The organism is Gemmiger qucibialis, from assembly GCF_027689445.1.
GTDB lineage: Bacteria > Bacillota > Clostridia > Oscillospirales > Ruminococcaceae > Gemmiger > Gemmiger qucibialis.
In genome coordinates, this window is record NZ_JAQFEN010000014.1 from 21133 (window position 1) to 40256 (window position 19124).

Here is a 19124-nt window from a genome sequence, read left to right on the forward strand (position 1 = left end):
CAAAACTCCTTATTCAAAATCGCTCAATTTCCAGCTGTTGCGCCAGTGGATCTTCGGCTTGCCTTCCTCAAACGTGATGGGCAGCCAGACGTAATTGGCGCGGGAAGTATTGGCGCTGGTCAGCATCGGGCTTTGCATCATGGTTTGCATTTCTTCGGACGTTGCCTTGTAGTGTTCGGGGTCAAAGCGTTGTGCGGTGCAGCGCTCCAGCAGATCAGCCAGTTTAGCATCCACGGGGTAGTCCGGCACCCAGCGGTCAGCCAGCGCAATGTAGAGGTCGCGCTTACCGGGAACTTTGAACACCTGCGAGATTTGGCTGTTGAAGGACGCATGGCTCGCGTCATCTGCGTGCGGGTCACCGATGCTCACAAACGGCCTGTCGGGCGCGTCGGACACGGCGCTGTCGCTCTTGTTCGGCACATACCCGGTCATGCCGGAGGTCAGCATATACCACTTGCCGCCATGCTCAAACACAGCCGGCGCTTCGCGGCTGAACGGCGCGTGCAGACCCTCGTACTGCCAGCAGATTTTTTCTTCCGCCTCCAAGAAGTCCCGCGTCAGGCGCATCGTCAGCTGACCGTTGTGGTTTGCGTCCATATAGAGGTACGCCGTATCGCCGCAAACGGCAATGTCAAAGTCACCGACCTCGCAGCCAAACGGGCGGTAGTGGGCTTTGACAATTTCATAGGGACCTAAGAATTTGTCGGCCTGCAAGACCGTAAAGCAGGCATTGTCACCGCAGTGCTTGATCCAACAGACATACTTGCCCGTGTACGCACATTTGACAATGTGCGGGCGGTCAGCGCGGGACGTGGGATACAGCGGCGCATCCTTGTCGGTTAGGTCGGGCTGGATGAACAAGCCCAAATCTTCCCAGTTACACAAGTCGGTGGATCGGTAGGCGCGCATTCCCCATGTCCAGACCGGGCATTTGCCGTCGGTGTGATCCTTGTTTTCGCCATACCAGTAGTAGACGCCGTCGTCGTAATACAGTGCGCCGCCGTGGGCTTGGATGCGGCGACCGTTGGTGTCGCGCCAGACCTTGCCGGGGTAGATGGCGTCGCGGGGAGGTTCCGGCACGACCTCAGCCCCGTCGGGGGTCAGCGGCGTGTCGGACATTTCCGGCTCGGCACTGTACAGTTCGAGCGCACACAGGGCTGCGTCCAGCGCGTCGGCAGCTTCGTCGGGGATAGCTCCGCCCGAAAATTGCAGGATTTTACGAACGGAGAAGCCCAGTGCTGCGGGCTGTTTTTCTGCCATCGTGCGCATACCGGGCAGGAATTTGTCAAACACTGCGCGGCTTTCTTCATAGGTAAAAATCTCTTTCAACGAGCTATCAAGTGAAAGCGCAACCTTCTTCATTGTTCATCCCTCTTTCTTGATTTTATTCAATGCGGCGTTCAGCTGTTGGATCATGGCGGGTGCACCGTGGTTACCGTGCGGTGTTGCCTTAACAATTAAATGTATAGTGACCGCTGCCGACCGTATGCTGTGTGCCATCCGGCAGAATGATTCTGGCGGTGGTATTACAGGGAATGTCGGCGGTTAAGATGAATTGTCCGCCTTCACGTTTCCAAGACGCATATACGGTTCCATTCTCCGTTTCAAAGCTGCGCTTGGCCCACGTCAAGCTTTTGTCCGGCTGAGGATGAATCATAAGCCGCCGATAGCCTGTATCCTCTTGGTCTACGCCGCCGATGGTGCGGAAAATCCAATCGTCTACCGTGCCGTAGGTATAATGATTGAAGCTCTCTTTTTTAGGCGTTCCATCGGGTTGATACATCTCCCAGCTTTCCCAAATTGTAGTGGCACCGCGCTTTACCTGCGCCAGCCACGACGGAGACTCTGTCTGGTACAAAAGCGTATAGGCGAGTTCGCGCTGCCCGCCGATGCAGAGCGCATCCAGCAAATAGGGCGTGGGCAAAAATCCTGTGTCAAGGCGGTCGCCGTTTGCGTGAATGATTTCTGCCAGTTTTGTACCGAATTTGTCCACCCATGCATCCGGCACAAGCCCAAAGACCAACATCAGCACATAGGCACCCTGCCGTTCATACCTTAAAACACCGTCTGCCGTAATAAGTGCTGCCCGGATCGCGCGTTTCATCTTGTCGGCTTCTTCCTGATACCGAACAGCATCCTCTTCGCGCCCTAAAACGGCGGCAGCCTGTGCCATTTTGTGGACGACCAGCCAGCCGAAAATCGGCGTTGTATAGGCAGAAGTTATAGCCATTGTGGTGAATAACTGCTCTTGAGGTGCTCCGGCAAGGCTGGGCACCAGCCACTCACCAAACTGGAATCCGGTGTCCCACAGATGTTCTTCCACTTCATCGGGCAGGGTGCTGTTCGGTGCGTGAATACGGGCACGGCTGATAACATAGTCGCACCAGCCCTTCATGCTGTCATACTGCTTTTCAAGGATGCAGGTATTGCCGGTGACTTCGTACATGGCCATTGGCACCGTCACGGCAGCATCACCCCAACCGGCACTGCACACGGGACCGCCGCATCCGGTTTGCTCCCCCATCTGAATGCCGGCATAGTGATAGATAGACACATCCGGAACCGTAAAGGGAATCGAGCCGTTTTCGCGCTGGTCCACACACAGGGATCGCAGCCACTGGGTCAGAAACGGCGTGACATCCTCATTCAGCAAGGCGGTTTTGGCATACAAAGAGATATCACCGGTCCATCCCGCCTTTTCGCGTTGGGGACAGTCGGTGGGAATGGACAGCATATTCGCACACTGGCTCCAGCGCGTGTTTTGGTATAAGCGGTTTAAATCTGCATTGGAACATTCAAAGGTTCCGGCATTTGTTTTTTCGGTAGAAAGAACGACAGCCACAAATTGCTCGGCAAGCGGATTTTCCACCCCGCTGACACGCAGATAACGGAATCCGTGAAAAGTGAACCGCGCCTCAAATGTTTGCGGCATACCATCGGAAATGAACACGTCTTTTTGCTCGGTTATGCCCATTGCACTGTCGATGTTGTTGAAATAGTTTCCCTTTGCGTCAACTGCTTCAAAATGTTCTAACGTCACTGCGGCACCTGTCGGCAAATCCACAGTCACACGGGCACGACCCGCGACGACCTGTCCAAAATCCACGATTGTCTCGCCCTTGGGGCTGGTATAAACACCCTGTGCGGGCAATTCTTTTACGCAGATCACCGGGTCGTCAAACTGCGGGTATAAAACGGAATCGCTCTGCTTTGTATCTTTGACAGCGGGCAGCCAGTCAGCAGCAGTAAAACCGGGCATATCCCAGCCGGGCAAGGCCAGACGCGCGTCATAGAGTTCTCCATCAAAAATATCCGAGGCACGCACAGCGCTCTCGTGTGTCAGCACGCCTTCGTCGGAGCAAATACGGGTGTGTGTGCCATCGGCATTTTCAATTTCAAGTTGGAACAACACCGTATGGTCGGGCTGCAAGCCATCAATGGGCGGCTGCGTCTGCGGGCAGCAATACCAGCCGTCGCCGACTTCCATGCCCAGTACATTTTCGCCGATATGCAAAAGTGCCGTTAAATCGTAAGTCTGAAAGCACAACAAACCCTTGTAAGATGTGTGTTCCGGGGCAAACTCCCGCATATCGGGGCGTTTTCCGTTTACGGTCAGGCGGTAAACTCCAAGGCAGGTGGCATATAGCCGCGCACGGCGGGGTGCAGCGCTAAGAGTAAACGCGCGACGAAACAGCGTGGCCGGCGGCTGTGTGCCGAACCCTTTTTTGCGCTGCACATAGGCGCGGGGTGTGCGCATCCAATCGGCTTTCCATTCATTGGAAGACAGCGAGGTTTCAAAGCTGCTTTCGGCGGTGGTGTTTTCGCCATGATTATCCCATACAGTCACTGCCCAGCGGTAGAATGTTTGCGGTTGCAGAAGATCGGGACCGCAAACAAAAGCGTTGCATGCTGTTTCCACCCGCCCACTGTCGAAGCAAACCGTATCGTCTGCATAGATCCGTAAGCGATATGCGGCTTGCATCGTGTTCGGTTTTTCACTTTTCAGTTTCCAACCAAAATAGGGCTGCTCGGCAGAGTTGATGCCGAGAGGGTTCACACGATGATTCACGGAAAGGGCATAGAGATTCATAGGAAGCACCCATCTTTCTGTATTGTATACCCTACAGTATAAAGTGCTGCTTCCGCGCAGAAAACAAAATAAATGGCGTTTACGTATACTAATTCGACTTTCTTTGGTAAAAAAACCAAACAAAATACGCAAACACCATTTTTTTGGCAATACTGCATAATTCTAAGCGCCGAAGCGCTGCTTAAGCCGTAAGGCGGGAATTGTGCGCTGCTGCCTTTATTCTCTGTTTGCTTTTATATTGAGGCGGAAAGGGTGTGTGTCAATTTTTCCTCGTCCTGTGGAAACTGGCACACGATTTTTCCCTTTCTCAGCAGTTCCTCGTTCCCGGCTAACGCGGCGAACAGATATTTGGACAGGGTGGATTTCAGATTCAGCTTGTCGCCTTCCCGGGTACAAAACAGTACCTCCCCACGGCATTGCTGTACCGCCTCCAGAAAAGCGGCAAAATCTGTATGGCTGGTCAAGGTCATGGTTTGTTTCCTCCGTTATTGCGGTACTCCGTGGGGCTGCATCCTATTACCTTGCGGAATACGGCGGTAAAATAGCTGCGGGAACTATAATGCAGTTCCTCACTGATTTGTTGCAGCGTTTTGTCTGTTCCGGTTAATTGAACACAAGCGTATTGTATTTTGGCGTGATTGATGTAATCTGTCATCCGCTGTCCTGTCTCGCGGTAAAATTTCTTTGTCAGATAGTAGGAAGTGTAACCCACCGCAGCGGCTATGTCATCCAGCAAAATGTTATCGGTCAGATGGCTATGCACATAGGCACAAATCTCCTGAACAGCATCGGATAGAGCCGGATTCATGCGGCAGTCGTGGACGCGGTGAACGAAGTCCGATACCATTGCGCTGTTGACTTCAATCAGCCCTACGTCGGTACATTGTTCAATAGCACGGATGTACTGCACCTCCAGCTGTTTCGCAATGCGGGGGGAAAGCCCGCCCTCCATGGCAGCACGGGCACAAAGCGCCGTGAAAATAATAGCGGTATCTTTGCTTTCCCTCAGGGGATTGCCCAAATTATAGGAATCTTTATCAGCAAAACGTTCCATGCCTTTATGATTATCCGGATAGTAAATGTCTCCCTCGCGGATTCGCTGCATGATTTGTGCTTCCACCACGCGGGCACGGTCCGGATCCCAAGGGTAGGGGGACTCTTCCTTATCGGGAATTATGTTGCTTCGATTTTGCAGACGGATACTCCCTACATCCAGAGTTTCCTCATAGAGAACCCAATGCAGCATTTTGATATATTGATGCAGCGTAGATAAAGGCAAAATCGGAACCTGTTCCAATTTTTCCATAATGGTTGCAGTCAAGGACACCGACAGATTCATACCGCGCAAGCAATTTTGAAGAGTCTGCCAAGAAGCTGCGGCATCAAACACGGGTCCCAATATTACCAGATAGCCGGCATCATCGCCGTGCCATACGCACTCAGCGACCCAAAGCATACCGATAGGGTCGCTCATCAAAATGGGAGCATGGCTTTCGGGACCATGAGCAATAGCATAGTCGAGGCACTGCCCTAAATCCAGAAATAAACGGAACTCCTTCTCAGCCGGGCAGGTGCAGGTGTACAGCTGTTTTTTCATCCCAAAGCACCATAAGCTCAGTCCGCAAGCGCTGTTCGCCATGCGGGCAAACAAATTGAGCCGTTCTTCGGCGATAGTGAAGACATGGTCCACTGCGAGACCTCCTTTTGCATTTCTACTACCGGTATTATAGCAGAACGCAGCCACATTAGAAATAGCTATTTAGCGTTTGCAGAAGATAATTGGCGTTTTCCGGCAAACGAAGCCAAATATATTTCTCTTGCGCCAATTTTTGCCTGTTAAGATGACGAATCCTCTGATACAATAAGACCACAATCGATTGACACGGTAAGCCTCTATCACACAAGTTGAAGGAGAAATCATTATGACAAAAGAAGAAAAGCTGGCGCGCAAGCAGCAGCGCAAGGCCGAAAAAGTCGGTTTGGGCAAGCTGCTTTTGTGGAACTCCAGTTCCTGTTCCGTAGCATTGTCCACCCTGATGCTTGGCTATGCCACGTTCTATTGTACCGATGTACTGCAGCTTGCCCCTGCTCTGGTGGGCACACTGTTCATGGTCAGCAAAATTTTTGACAGCTTTACCGATGTAGTTGCGGGCTTTATTGTCGACCGCACGCAAACCCGCTGGGGCAAGGGTCGCCCGTATGAGATTTTTATGCTGTTCCTGTGGCTGTCCACATGGCTGCTGTTCAGCTGCCCGACGAGCTTTGCTACCGCGGCCAAGTGCATCTGGATCTTCTGTATGTACACCTTTATGAACTCCATCTGCGTTACGTTCCTGAACGCCAACAATGTTGTGTACATGGTTCGCGCCTTCGAAAACAAGGAACAGCAGTCTAAAATCGTTGGTTACGGCAGTATTTTTACGATGGCCGGTGCCATGGTATTTAATGTTCTGTTCCCCACGGCAATGGCAAAGGTCGGAACCGATGCCGTCGGCTGGAGCCGTCTGGTCGGTATGATCGCTATCCCGTTGACCGCAATCGGTATGCTGCGCATCCTTACCATTCCTGAAAAATTCACCCCCGTTTCCGAGAAAAATGGCGAGCAGACACATCTGAAAGACCTGCTGCCTCTGCTGAAGGAAAGCCGCCCGGTTCTTATTATCTGCTTGGTTCGTTTTGTACAGAACATTGCCACGGGCTTGGGTGTCGGCACTTACTACTGGCAGTACATCATCGGAAACCTTGGAATGATGGGCATTGCCTCGGTGACCACGATTCTGGTATTGCCGCTGGCTTTTGCCCTGCCCGGACTGCGCAAAAAATTTGGTATGGCCGGTATGTCTGTCATCGGTATTTTGGTAGGCTGCATCGGCTACCTTGCAACGTTCTTTGCAGGCGGCAACATGGTATTCTTTATTGTGGCGGCTCTGCTCGTTTCTGCCGGTGCCGTGCCGCTGAATATGATGTTCAATATGTTTATTGCCGATGTAGCTGACTACAACGAATGGAAAGGCCTTAAGCGTATGGAAGGCACGATGGGCAGCTTGACCGGTCTTGCCGGCAAGATTGGCAGTGCATTTGGTGGCTTCCTGATGGGCGTTTTGATGAGCGCTTCCGGCTATGTCGGTGGTGCGGATGTGCAGGTCGATTCTGCCATTATGATGATTCGTGTACTTGCATCCGTTGCTCCGCTGGCTCTCATGCTTGTTGTTGCTGCGATTCTGCGCTTCTACACCGTAGATAAGCAGATGCCCCAAATCAAACAGGATCTTGAGGCTCGTGCTGCTGCGACCACGGAAGCAGCCGCCGAATAATACACTATTTTTGCGGGCAGGGAATCTTCTCTGCCCGCTTTTTAGAAGGGAATACGAGTAATGTACGATGCATTTTATCCCGGTCAAGTGTGGCTGGATACAAATGGGAACCGCATTCAAGCACATGGCGGCTCACTGATTTATCTTGATGGTGTGTACTACTGGTACGGCGAAAACAAGGAAAAAACGGACAAGGCTGCGGGCATCTGGCACTGGGGCGTTCGTTATTACGCATCTACAGATTTGTATAACTGGGAGGATCGAGGTCTGCTCATCCCGCCCGTGACGGATGACCCGAACAGTTCGCTGCACCCCACTTCTATGATGGATCGTCCGCACATCATTTATAATGCACGAACCCAAAAATATGTCTGTTGGCTGAAAATTATGGAGAAAGACCAGACGCAGACCGAAACAGTGCTTACGGCAGACTCCTTCTTTGGTCCGTATACCATAGTGAGGGAAAAACTGCGCCCACTTGGTATGAGTGCGGGTGACTTTGACTTGGCTGTAGCACCGGACGGAAAAGCGTATTATTTCTTTGAACGCGTACATTCTGAGACGATCATCGCCGATTTGACGGAGGATTACACCGATGTGACCGGCTATTACTCCACGCATTTTCCCCACAAAGGACCGCCCCATGTGCGGGAGGCTACGGCTCATTTTATACGGCATGGAAAACACTATTTGTTGACTTCCGGCACAACCGGGTATTTCCCGAATCCGTCAGAGGCAGCCATGGCTGATACATGGCACGGTCCTTATACGGTACAGGGTGACCCGCATATTGGTGACAAGACAAAAACGAGCTTTCACAGCCAGATTTCGTCGGTATTCAAGGTTCCGAACAAAAAGGACTTGTACATTGCCTGTGCCGACCGCTGGATGCCGAATGCACCGGATTACGACTACACGCATTATGGTCCGCTTTACGACAGACTCTTTGATCCGGACGTGGAGAAAACGCCTGCGGATTGGGCGCTGCTTGCCAATTTGCCGCAAGAGGATACGCGCAATGCCGACTACGTTTGGCTTCCCATCCTTTTTGACGGCGATAATGTGAAGATTGAATGGCGGGACAGCTGGAAACTGGAAGATTACGAGTAAAGGAAATACGATGATGCAGAAATACCAAGATAGCAGTCTTTCCCCGGAAGAACGTGCAAGTGACCTGCTGGCACGGATGAATTTGGATGAAAAATTTGGTCAGATTCAATGTTACAATGCCATTGATTCTTTCCTTGGCAAATCGGTGGAGAAGCAGAACCCCTACGGTGTCGGTCAGGTTTGCATTTTGATTGCGACTATGCTGGACGATGTGGGCAGCGTAGCGGGACTTATTACAAGGCTGCAGAAACAAATCATGGAGTCCGGCAAACATCATATCCCCGCAATTTTCCATATCGAGACATTAACGGGTGTGATGGTGACAGCGGCGACTTCTTTTCCCTGCGGGCTGGGGCAGGCTTCCACATGGGACCCGGAGCAGCAGAAGAAAATGGCAGCCTGCATTGCCCGACAGGGACGCGCTATGGGAATCAGTCATGCGCTGGCTCCTGTGTTCGATATCTGCCGTGACCCGCGCTTTGGTCGTATGGGAGAAACCTACGGTGAGGATCCGACCCTTGCCGCTGCGATGGGGACAGCCTATGTGAAAGGCTTACAGGATAAACATCGTATGAGTGCCTGCAGCAAACATTTTCTTGGGTTTATGGCAGGACAGGGTGGAATCCATACGGCACAGGCAGTCGTTTCCCCGCGTGAACTGCGCGAAGTTTATGCCAAGCCGTTTCAGGCAGCCATTACAGATGGAAAACTTGACAGCGTAATGAACTCCTATGCTGCCATTGATGGGCAGGTCCCGGCAGGCAGTAAGGCAATTCTGCGTGATCTGCTGCGCGGTGAGATGGGCTTTAACGGTGTAACTGTGTCGGATTACAGTGCTGTGGAACAGCTGGAATCGATTTATCATCTGGCTGAGAGTCCTGCCGATGCAGGACGCCTTGCGCTGGAAGCGGGTATGGATCAAGAGCTTCCGACCATTGCGGCTTATAACGATGAACTGAAAGAAAACATTCGCAGCGGTGTTGTGCAGGAATCGCTGCTGGACGAAGCGGTGCTGCGTATTCTGACGATGAAATTCCGTTTGGGTCTGTTTGAAAACCCCTTCCCCGCTGAAAATGTACAGGCGGAAATCACTCCCGCAGATACGGCGCTGAACCGCAAAATCGCGCAGGAGTCAATGATCCTGCTGAAAAACGACGGTGTCTTGCCACTGGCAAAAAGCGTAAAAAAGGTGGCTGTTATCGGCTGGCACGCTGACAGTGTCCGTGCCTTATTCGGCGGATATTCGGCACTGGCCATGAAAGAAAATACGCTGGGCGTTAAGATGAGCATGGCCGGCATCCAGGCCGATGCGGATTCTCCGGCTGCAGAAAATGCGGTGCAGAAGACATATCCGGGAAGTGAAGTCGTTATGGAAAACCCCGGTGTCGAGCCGCTGGCACGGCGCTGCTATCCCGATGCGTATAGTATGCTGGGGGCATTGCGCCTTGCTGCCCCGCATACAGAGTTTCTGTATGCACAGGGATACCCCTATGCTGGCAATGAGGAAAGCGGTTATGATGCGGCACTGCAGATCGCAAAAGATGCCGATTTGGTGATTTGCACTTTGGGCGGTCATTATGGCTGGAATGCGTCCTGCACAACGGGCGAGGGTATTGATGCCATGCACATTGGACTGCCGGTTTGTCAGGAACGCTTTCTAGAAAAATTGGAATCGCTGCACAAGCCGGTTGTCGGCGTTCACTTTGACGGTCACCCCATCAGCAGCGATACGGCAGACCGCGTATGCAACGCGATACTGGAGGCATGGGCTCCCGGTGCGCAGGGCGGTGAGGCCATTGCCGCGCTGCTGACCGGAAAGGCGAATCCCTGCGGCAAGCTGCCCTGTACCGTGGCACGCCATGAGGGGCAGATTCCTGTGTACTACAACCACCCGACAAATACCTGTTACAGTATGACAGGAGGCACGCCGAAAAACGCCTATATCGATGGAGCGCACACGCCACGCTACTGCTTTGGTCATGGACTGAGTTATACAAAATACGAGTACGATACATTGCAGTTGGAAAAAGACGCTGTTCAGGCCGACGGTGTACTGAAAGGGCGGCTGCATGTGCGCAACGCAGGAAATAAAGCCGGCACAGAAATCGTGCAGTTTTATGTGCATGATGTGGCGGCAAGCATGGTGCGTCCCGTTAAAGAACTGGTTGGGTTTGCCAAAGTGAATCTGCAGCCGGGTGAAGAAAAAACGGTCTGTCTTTCCCTGCCAATGAGCCAACTGGCTTTTCTGGATGCCGATATGCGTTGGAAAGTCGAACACGGGAAAGTCGAGCTGATGGTCGGGGCATCCTCTGAGGATATTCGCGGGAAAGCGGAGTTCATGATTGTGGGAGATGCTTATCCCGATGGCAAAAATCGCAGCTTTGTAGCTGACACAAAAATCATGTAAAGGTAAATTGACAATGCAAAGATTGGATTTTAACACCGGCTGGCATTTCAGCTGCCCCGATGGCCGCGATTTTGATGTGACCCTGCCGCATGACGCCATGCTCAACACCCCGCGCAATACCGAGCCGGGGTTTACATGGTTTCTGCTGGCAGGCTGGCGCGGCAACGATTATACCTATACAAAGAATCTGCACATCACGTCGGAACTTATAAATAAGCACCTTGTACTGGAATTTGAGGGTGTATACTGCATGACGACGGTGACAGTGAATGACCGCCCCGCCGCCGAAAAAGCTTACGGGTACACGCCATTTACGGTGGAACTGGATGGACTTCTGCACGAAGGCGACAATACAATTGAAGTCACCGCCCATGTGCCGCAGGACGGTCACAATCGTTGGTACACGGGCGGCGGTATTTACCGCCCGGTGCATCTGCTGGTGGGTGAGGACGCCTATATAGAACGATATGGCGTGCGTGTCACAACGTTGTCTGTCGCACCCGCTTGCGTGCGGGTCGAGGTAATGACCCACGGCGGTGACTGTGCCGAGGTGCGAATCGCCGAGAAAAACGGGAAAGAAGTAGTTTGCGCCAAAGCGGCTGTTGCAGACGGACATGCTGTGGTCGAACTGGAAATTCCGGACGCAAAGCTCTGGAACGCCGAACATCCGAATCTGTATCTTGCCGAAGTCACCCTGTACAGCGGCGGAAAAGCAGTTGACACGGTCACGGAATCGTTTGGTCTGCGTGTAATTGAAATTGACCCCGCACGTGGATTGCTTATCAATGGGGAACCGACGTTTTTGCGCGGTGGCTGCATCCATAATGATATGGGCGTTATCGGCGTTATCAACAATGATGCCACCGAACTGCACCGCGCCCGCAATATCAAAAAGGCCGGGTTCAACGCAATCCGCAGCGCCCACCACCCGATGAGCCGCAGTCTGATGAAAGCTTGCGATGAAGTGGGTCTTTATGTGATGGATGAGGCGTTTGACTATTGGTATCGTATGAAGTCCCCCAATTCCCCTTATAACCGATATTTTATGCAGGACTTTAAGGTCGATACAGCCGCAATGGTGCAGGATGCCTACAATCATCCCAGTGTGGTGATTTACTCCATCGGCAACGAAATTCCGGAGGCCGGCGGTGTAAAGGGCGTGCGCGTCGGCAAGGAAATTGTAGATGCCATCCATGCGCTGGATACGACCCGTCCGACCACTTTATGCCCCAGCGTACATTGGCTGCGGGAATATCTGGACGGTACGCCTTATCTGACAACCGATGAGGACGAATGGATGCGCGATGACCCAGAACGGCAAAAGGCGGATTGGATGCACTATGCGTCCATCTTCCGCAGCGCAGTCAACAATCTGCCTGACAACGAGAAAGGGCAGGTTTACCCGGAAACCTACATCCGCATGGATGAAGATGCCACAAAAAACCTTTACCCTTATTTGGATATTGCCGGGTATAACTACTATGAGGATCGGTATGAGGTATTGCATGAACTCCACCCGGAACGTGTACTGCTGGGTACCGAAACCCGCCATACCATGCTGCCGGATACGATGAAGTTTGCCAAGACACACCCCTACTTGATCGGCGATTTTGTCTGGACATTGCAATCTCACTTGGGTGAAATCAACTGCTGCGACCTGCACTATGAGGAAAACGAGGAACACAAAAGCTACCCGTGGGTCACAAACCACGGCGGCGTGCTGGATTTGACAGGGCAGGCAGAGCCGTCGCTGCATCGTTATGAGTTTATTTGGGGCGGCTTTTTAGACAAGCCTGTACACGCGCTGTACCTTGCCAGCCAGCCGCCTGTTCATAACGGAAAGCCCCCTATTGCCACAAGTTACCGCTGGACCGATACGGTAGACGGCTGGACTTATGAAGGATATGAGGGAAAACGGACTTTTGTAGATGCCTACACGGATGCCGACAGTGTGGAAATTTTTGTGAACGGTAAGAGCGCGGGCAAGGTACAGGTGAAAGACTACTTTGCCAAGATTCCCTGCATTTATGAACCGGGTGAACTCGTGGGTGTTGGCTATGATGCGGACGGACATGAAATCTACCGCACTTCGGTGCGCACAGCCGATGCCGAAACCGTGCTGACCGTCAAGACCGATAAGAACATTTTGCGCGCGGGCGGACAGGATTTCTGCTTTGCGGATGTTTATGTAACAGATAAAAACGGCACCGTCAAACTGTTGCCCGACTATGATGTGAAAATCGAGGTGGTCGGTGCGGCATCTTTGCAAGGCTACGGCAGCGCCGCCTATAAAAATGCTGAGCATTACGACCAACACCACCATAAGAGCTGGCAGGGTCATTTACAGGCTGTCCTGCGCAGCACGGAAAAGACCGGACCGGTGACTGTGACCTTTACTGCCGACGGCTGCGCTCCGGCAATCCTGCATTTGAGCGCTGAATGAGGAGAAAATTATGAAAAATCACGGAATGAACCCGTATCTCCCAAGCTGGGAGTATGTGCCGGACGGTGAACCGCATGTGTTTGGCAAACGTGTCTATGTCTACGGCAGCCATGACCGCTTTGCCGGCTATGCTTTTTGCCAGAACGACTATGTATGCTGGTCAGCCCCGGTGGATGACTTGACTGATTGGCAGTACGAGGGCATCATCTACACCCGCGCCGAAGCTGCCCATAACGAGGATGGCCGCCAGTGCCTGTACGCCCCCGATGTGACCTGCGGTCCGGATGGACGCTACTATCTCTATTATGCGCTGAACGAAACCTCTGCCATCTCGGTGGCTGTCTGTGATACCCCCGCAGGGAAATATACCTATTACGGGGATGTTCATTACCCAGATGGCACGACTTTGGGCGCACGCCCCGGTGATGAGCAGCAATTTGACCCCGGTGTGCTGACCGAGGGGGAAACCACATGGCTATACAGCGGCTTCTGCCCGCCGATGATGCCGGGCCGCACAGGGGCGCTCTGTTATCGCCTTGCGTCCGATATGCTGACTGTTGAGCAAACCTATCCGGCTGTTGTACCCGGTGCCCAGACTGCAAAAGGAACGGGCTTTGAGGGACACGCATTTTTCGAGGCAAGCAGCATCCGCAAAGTGGGGGATAAGTACTATTTTATCTACTCGTCCGAGTTGAGCCATGAACTGTGCTATGCTGTCAGTGACAGCCCCTGCCGCGGCTTTGTTTATGGCGGCACGCTGGTAGATAATGCCGATTTAGGCTTGTGTGATACGGCGCGGTATTTTACGGGCAACAACCACGGCAGTATCGAGCAGATAAATGGGCGCTGGTATGTGTTCTACCATCGCCACACGAACAGCAGTATGTTCTGCCGTCAAGGCATGGTGGAACCGATTGAAATTTTGCCGGACGGGCGTATCCCGCAGGTGGAAATCACAACAAGCGGACCGAGCGGCGCTCCCTTGCCGGCTGTCGAATTGCGTGAACTGCCCGCCTATGCCGCCTGTAACCTGTATATGACGCAGCCGCCGCAGGTCAATGCCGAGGCCGGGCAGAATCCGTTCCCGTACATCACGCAGGACGGCGCGGATGTCATGCCGGAAAGTGAAAGTAAACCGGAAGCCTATATCTGCAATTTAACTCCCGGTACGGTAGTTGGATTCAAATATCTGAATTTTCAGAATGTCACGAAAGTATCGGTCAAGACGCGTGGTATGTGCTATTATGGCGGCTTTGACGTACTCCTCACTGCGGATGGTGAGCCGATTGGCACGGTTTCGGCGGCAAGAGGGAACGAGTGGAGATGGCAGACAACGGAACTGGCAATCCCTGATGGAATCAGTGCCATTTATTTCCGCATGAAGGGCTATGGAACACTGTCGTTGGCCGCCGCGAAGTTTCATTGAGAAAGGAACAAATCCATGCTGGAAGATTATCAAAATAAGGTCTGCGTTGTAACGGGTGCCGCCAGCGGCATCGGCAAAGCACTGTGTGAAAAACTGGTGGCACTGGGCGCACAGGTATACGCACTGGATCGCAATAAAGCAGATATAGAGGGCTTGTCAGCCTTTGTTGAAACAGACTTGTCCGATAAAGGAAGCATTGATGCGGCCTTTGGCGTTTTGCCGCAGGTGATTGACCGATTCTTCGGTGTGGCGGGTCTGTCCGGGGCGCGGACAAGTTACTGGCTGACGTTCACAGTGAATTTTATAGCAAACAAGTACATGACCGATACCTATTTGGAAAAACGCATTCCGTCCGGCGGCAGCATTGCCTATGTGACAAGCTGTGGTGGTCTGATGTGGGAAAAATGGCGCAAAGAGTATGTGAAAGTTATGGACTGCAAGACGTGGGATGAAATGGTTGCGTTTATGAAATCAGTTTCTCCTAAGGATGGCGTGGGTGTTATGGCCTACACCCTCTCCAAGCGTGCCATGAACTACTACACCTCGCTGAAAGCCGTGGAACTTGGAAAGCGCGGGATCCGTGTGAATGCATTGCTGCCGGGCTCCACCGACACCGGCATGAAAAAAGAATTTGAGAAAATGGCCGGCGGGCAGGATAATCTTGTCAAAGAAAACGGCGGCGCAGGACGCCTTGCCACCCCACAGGAGATGGCCGATCCGCTGCTGTTCCTTAACAGTGGTATGGCCGCCTTTGTTTCCGGATTGTTGCTGATTGCAGATATGGGTCACAACTGTGAAAAGACGCTGGGATTCTGCAAAAATCAGTTGGATGTTCCCGCAGCACTGAAACTGTATAACACGAAGTTTTTTCAGAACAAGTTGAAAATCAATCAGTGATATTTGATGTGCGCGGTTTCTTTTATTATTTAGATCACTGCATGATTGACGATATTACGCGCAGTATTTAATTTTTATTGAATTCACATCAAGATTTGCGGGGAAAGTGTACCCTTACGCCCGGATAGAACAGAGATAATATATAAGAGCCCGGAGGGCCTTACCAAATCGGTAAGGTTCTCCGGGCTCTTTTTTCTCTCCGGAAAGTGTATTCAAATGGGGTACACGAGGCAACAGGAAAAATCAAGAAAGGATGTGAGCATATGACAAATACCATATTTTACAACGGTTTGCAATGGGAAAATCAGCGAACAGCATTTAATCCTTTTCATAAATCAGATGCCCACCGACCTATGATTTTCGCCATAAGCTGATGGACATCTGTTGTTCTGGTTTATAATTCACTGATGGTTGCAGTAATGGGCTGCATGAGGATTCGCCTGACCGGGTTATATACTGCCAGCACCACAGCCGCCAGCACGACTACGACAATCACGGCAAGACAGCCCCACGGCACCTGCCATGCTGCACCGAAATAATGGGTGATGAGCAGGATATACAGCTTCCGATTTAGCACAAGACCCAGCGCAATGCCCACCACAAAACCGGACACCGCATAGGTGCCAGCTTCGGCAGAGATCATGCGTTTCAGCTGTGCATCATCCATCCCGATGGCACGCAGGATACCATACTGCTTCATTCGTGCCGACACGCTCATGGAAATGCTGTTGATGATGTTCAGCAGGGAAATGCCGCCAATAATGGCAAGAAATCCATACAGTACGATCCGTGCCGCATAATAAGTCCCACGGTCCTGCCGGTTGCTTTCCCGCAAATCCTGCACAACGATCTGATCACTGGAAAAAGCCGCCAGCGCCAGCACGGTCTCGTCACTGGCGGTGCGGTCCAGCTGCACCCCGATCATATTGTAATTCTGTTCTCCTGCTACACGGCGGAACAGCGTTTCAGGCGCAATAATGGTCACATCGTCCGAAAATATTCCCTGTGAGAATGCGCCCACGACCGTCAGCGGCACACCGTTCACCGTGATGGTATCCCCGACACGGATGGGGTTTGTTTTGTTGTACATCGTCATCACTTCATTGTCTGCACCGGAATTTTTTGCCATTCTTCCCTTGACCACCATGCTTTTGCTGGATTCCAGCATAAAGTCATCGTACGAACAGAATGTGACCTGCTCGACATTGTTCCGGTCGCTGCTGGCAGGTACATGGACAAGACCCGTACAGCCCCATACACGTGCAACACCGGGCATCCTTCGCAACTGCTGCGCCATGGTATCCGGCAGCACCCGTTCGTTGTCATAACCGGTGTATATCACATCCGCCTGCCATGGTGCCAAACTTGGCAACAGCAGAGAAGCAAACTGCAAAATAACGATAAATCCCAGTGCAAGCACAATGCTTAATGCAAAGCTTGCGGTAATCAGGAACCAATTCTTTTTGCTTGCGGTGGCATGGTATATGCCCAGTGCAGTTTCAGTCCGACCGGAGCCAAGATTCGCTGCATGATGCACAACTGCCGCCTGTTCACTCCCGGAAGCCGCCGCCACAGGCGGGACCTCTGCAGCCCGCTTGGCCGGAGCCTGTGCCGCCAGCAACACCGTTACTACGCCCACCACAACACCGGCGCACAGACCGCCCATACTCAACCGGAATACTGGCGTTGTCGCAAACTCGCCGCCAATGCCGTACCGCAGTGCGCCGCACACCGCCCAACTGGAAAATGTCCCCAGAACAAGGCCGATCGGGACCGCAATCCTGCACCAGTTGAGTGCTTCCATCCGGACAAAATGAACGACCTGCTGTTTGCTCATCCCGAGACAGCGCATCATACCAAAGAACCGGGTGCGCTGCGCAACATTGCTGTTCATGGTACCGGAGATCATCAGCACACCGGCAAGCAGCACCAGAGCAAACAGCACGCCCGCCATGCCGTACACCGTCCGGAACGCAGTGCTGTTGCTCTGTCCGGCAGAACCCATCACATTCAAATTTTCATGCACGGCATCCTCGCCATACTGCTGCTGTAGCTGCGGCAGAGCTTTTGCCGCCTTGGCAGCGCTGGTATACTGCAGATCGTACACAGTTTGCGGCAGAGCTTCTCCCTGCCCAGTCAGAAGCGATTCAAATGTCTCCTGCGGCAGATAAATATCCACCAGTGCAAATTGCATTTCGTAATAGCTTTCGTCCACACCGCCGATGCCAGTCACAGTCAGTGTCCGGCTCTGCCCGTCCGGCAGCTTCAGCGTGACCGAATCTCCGATTGCCACACCAAAAATCCGGGCGGCACCTTTTCCAAGCAGCACCTCTCCGTCCTGTTCCGGAAAAGTCCCCGCAAAGGCTACGGAACGATTCACAAGCAGAAATTGCACATCACAACCGTAAAGAACCACCCGTTTTCCGTTCAGGCGGTAATCCTCTTCTCCGCCCTCATTGAACACCGCTCCTGCACCTGTGCACACCACGTCCGGCTGCTGTGCCAGCTGTTCTGCCTGACTCTGTGTAATTCCAGCAATCTGTAAATGCCAACTGCCATCTTTTCCTGCTGCGCGATTCATTTGGGTGCGCAGCATCATATCCGCTACACTGAAAATAGCACTGACCAGAAACACCGCAATGACGATGCACAAAATCGTCATGCGGTTCTGCCGTCTGCGTACCTTGGCAGAAATCGGAATCAGGCTCAGATAGCTTTTCATTTCTGTGCTGCTCATTCCCGGCACCTCCCAAAATCGGTCAGGCAGCCGTCCGATACCTGCAACACCCGATCTGCCGTCTGCGCAATGCTGCGGTTGTGGGTGATCATCAGGATGGTCTGCTCGTATTTCCGGGATGTTTCTTTTAGCAGGGCAATGACTTCGCTGGTGTTCTGGGTGTCCAGATTGCCGGTCGGCTCATCCGCCAAAATCAGTGAAGGGCGGGTCATCAGGGCGCGGCCAATGGCTACCCGTTGCTGCTGCCCACCGGAAAGCTGACTTGGCAGATGCTTCCGACGGTCTTTCAGATTCAGCACGGTCAGCAGTTCTTCCAGATATGCCCTGTCCGGCTTTTGGTAGTCCAGCAGCACCGGGAACAGGATGTTCTGCTCCACGGTCAGCTCCGGGATGAGGTTGAATGCCTGAAAGATAAAACCGATATTGCGGCGGCGGAAGATCGTCAGTTCCCGGTCTTTCATGGCAAAAACATCCTTGCCGTCAATCAGCACCTTGCCGGAAGTCGGCGTATCCAGTCCGCCGATCAGATTGAGCAGGGTGCTTTTGCCGGAGCCGGATTCGCCAACGACCGCCACATATTCGCCTTTCGGCACGGAAAAGCTGACATCTTTCAGCGCATGGACAGCAGTTTCTCCGCTGCCGTAGGTCTTGCAGAGATGGTTGACTTCTAATAGTTCCATAGTGTATCCCTCACTTTGCA

The 19124-nt window shown here is 52.6% G+C and carries 12 protein-coding genes; 6 read left to right on the forward strand and 6 right to left on the reverse strand.

What is annotated here, in order from left to right:
* Positions 1-9 precede the first annotated feature (9 nt).
* From PG062_RS13960 to PG062_RS13975, 4 genes are all read right to left on the reverse strand, one after another.
* Positions 10-1362, reverse strand: a complete 1353-nt coding sequence (locus PG062_RS13960; protein ID WP_270752703.1) for a family 43 glycosylhydrolase — start codon at positions 1360-1362, stop codon at positions 10-12.
* A gap of 88 nt (positions 1363-1450) precedes the next feature.
* On the reverse strand, positions 1451-4090 hold the full coding sequence (locus PG062_RS13965) for an alpha-L-rhamnosidase (RefSeq protein WP_270752704.1): 2640 nt from the start codon (positions 4088-4090) through the stop codon (positions 1451-1453).
* A 233-nt stretch (positions 4091-4323) separates the two neighbouring features.
* Positions 4324-4560: a hypothetical protein gene (locus PG062_RS13970; RefSeq protein ID WP_270752705.1), complete on the reverse strand. Its 237-nt coding sequence runs from the start codon at positions 4558-4560 to the stop codon at positions 4324-4326.
* Complete coding sequence (locus tag PG062_RS13975; RefSeq protein WP_270752706.1) at positions 4557-5780, reverse strand: helix-turn-helix transcriptional regulator; 1224 nt, start codon at positions 5778-5780, stop codon at positions 4557-4559. Before PG062_RS13975 ends, PG062_RS13970 begins: the two co-directional genes overlap by 4 nt.
* A 232-nt stretch (positions 5781-6012) precedes the next feature.
* Here PG062_RS13975 and PG062_RS13980 point away from each other — a divergent pair, with 232 nt between their 5' ends.
* Genes PG062_RS13980 through PG062_RS14005 form a run of 6 tightly spaced genes read left to right on the forward strand, consistent with a single transcriptional unit; the run spans position 6013 to position 15687 of the window.
* Complete coding sequence (locus PG062_RS13980) at positions 6013-7404, forward strand: MFS transporter (RefSeq protein ID WP_270752707.1); 1392 nt, start codon at positions 6013-6015, stop codon at positions 7402-7404.
* Between the two features lie 60 nt (positions 7405-7464).
* The gene (locus PG062_RS13985) at positions 7465-8514 is read left to right on the forward strand and encodes a family 43 glycosylhydrolase (protein WP_270752708.1); all 1050 of its coding nucleotides are present in this window, start codon (positions 7465-7467) and stop codon (positions 8512-8514) included.
* A gap of 10 nt (positions 8515-8524) precedes the next feature.
* The gene (locus tag PG062_RS13990; RefSeq protein ID WP_270752709.1) at positions 8525-10921 is read left to right on the forward strand and encodes a glycoside hydrolase family 3 N-terminal domain-containing protein; all 2397 of its coding nucleotides are present in this window, start codon (positions 8525-8527) and stop codon (positions 10919-10921) included.
* A gap of 13 nt (positions 10922-10934) precedes the next feature.
* Complete coding sequence (locus PG062_RS13995) at positions 10935-13364, forward strand: glycoside hydrolase family 2 protein (RefSeq protein WP_270752710.1); 2430 nt, start codon at positions 10935-10937, stop codon at positions 13362-13364.
* Between the two features lie 10 nt (positions 13365-13374).
* Positions 13375-14790, forward strand: coding sequence for a family 43 glycosylhydrolase (locus PG062_RS14000; RefSeq protein WP_270752711.1), 1416 nt, complete (start codon positions 13375-13377; stop codon positions 14788-14790).
* Positions 14791-14805: 15 nt separating this feature from the next.
* Positions 14806-15687, forward strand: a complete 882-nt coding sequence (locus PG062_RS14005; RefSeq protein WP_270752712.1) for an SDR family oxidoreductase — start codon at positions 14806-14808, stop codon at positions 15685-15687.
* A gap of 394 nt (positions 15688-16081) precedes the next feature.
* Here the strand turns inward: PG062_RS14005 and PG062_RS14010 are convergent, their stop codons facing one another.
* Both PG062_RS14010 and PG062_RS14015 read right to left on the reverse strand, forming a co-directional pair.
* Positions 16082-18409 carry an FtsX-like permease family protein gene (locus PG062_RS14010; RefSeq protein ID WP_456298759.1) on the reverse strand — a complete coding sequence of 776 codons (2328 nt, stop codon included), beginning with the start codon at positions 18407-18409 and terminating at the stop codon, positions 16082-16084.
* Between the two features lie 11 nt (positions 18410-18420).
* Positions 18421-19104, reverse strand: coding sequence for an ABC transporter ATP-binding protein (locus PG062_RS14015; protein ID WP_005942816.1), 684 nt, complete (start codon positions 19102-19104; stop codon positions 18421-18423).
* Positions 19105-19124 lie beyond the last annotated feature (20 nt).

Bases quoted from the DNA above. Each gene is read 5' to 3' on its own strand.
- PG062_RS13960 (WP_270752703.1), bottom strand. From the start codon at position 1,362: ATGAAGAAGGTTGCGCTTTCACTTGATAGCTCGTTGAAAGAGATTTTT.
- PG062_RS14000 (WP_270752711.1), top strand. From the start codon at position 13,375: ATGAAAAATCACGGAATGAACCCGTATCTCCCAAGCTGGGAGTATGTG.
- PG062_RS13990 (WP_270752709.1), top strand. From the start codon at position 8,525: ATGATGCAGAAATACCAAGATAGCAGTCTTTCCCCGGAAGAACGTGCA.
- PG062_RS13980 (WP_270752707.1), top strand. From the start codon at position 6,013: ATGACAAAAGAAGAAAAGCTGGCGCGCAAGCAGCAGCGCAAGGCCGAA.
- PG062_RS13985 (WP_270752708.1), top strand. From the start codon at position 7,465: ATGTACGATGCATTTTATCCCGGTCAAGTGTGGCTGGATACAAATGGG.
- PG062_RS13970 (WP_270752705.1), bottom strand. From the start codon at position 4,560: ATGACCTTGACCAGCCATACAGATTTTGCCGCTTTTCTGGAGGCGGTA.
- PG062_RS14015 (WP_005942816.1), bottom strand. From the start codon at position 19,104: ATGGAACTATTAGAAGTCAACCATCTCTGCAAGACCTACGGCAGCGGA.
- PG062_RS13965 (WP_270752704.1), bottom strand. From the start codon at position 4,090: ATGAATCTCTATGCCCTTTCCGTGAATCATCGTGTGAACCCTCTCGGC.
- PG062_RS14010 (WP_456298759.1), bottom strand. From the start codon at position 18,409: ATGAAAAGCTATCTGAGCCTGATTCCGATTTCTGCCAAGGTACGCAGA.
- PG062_RS13995 (WP_270752710.1), top strand. From the start codon at position 10,935: ATGCAAAGATTGGATTTTAACACCGGCTGGCATTTCAGCTGCCCCGAT.
- PG062_RS14005 (WP_270752712.1), top strand. From the start codon at position 14,806: ATGCTGGAAGATTATCAAAATAAGGTCTGCGTTGTAACGGGTGCCGCC.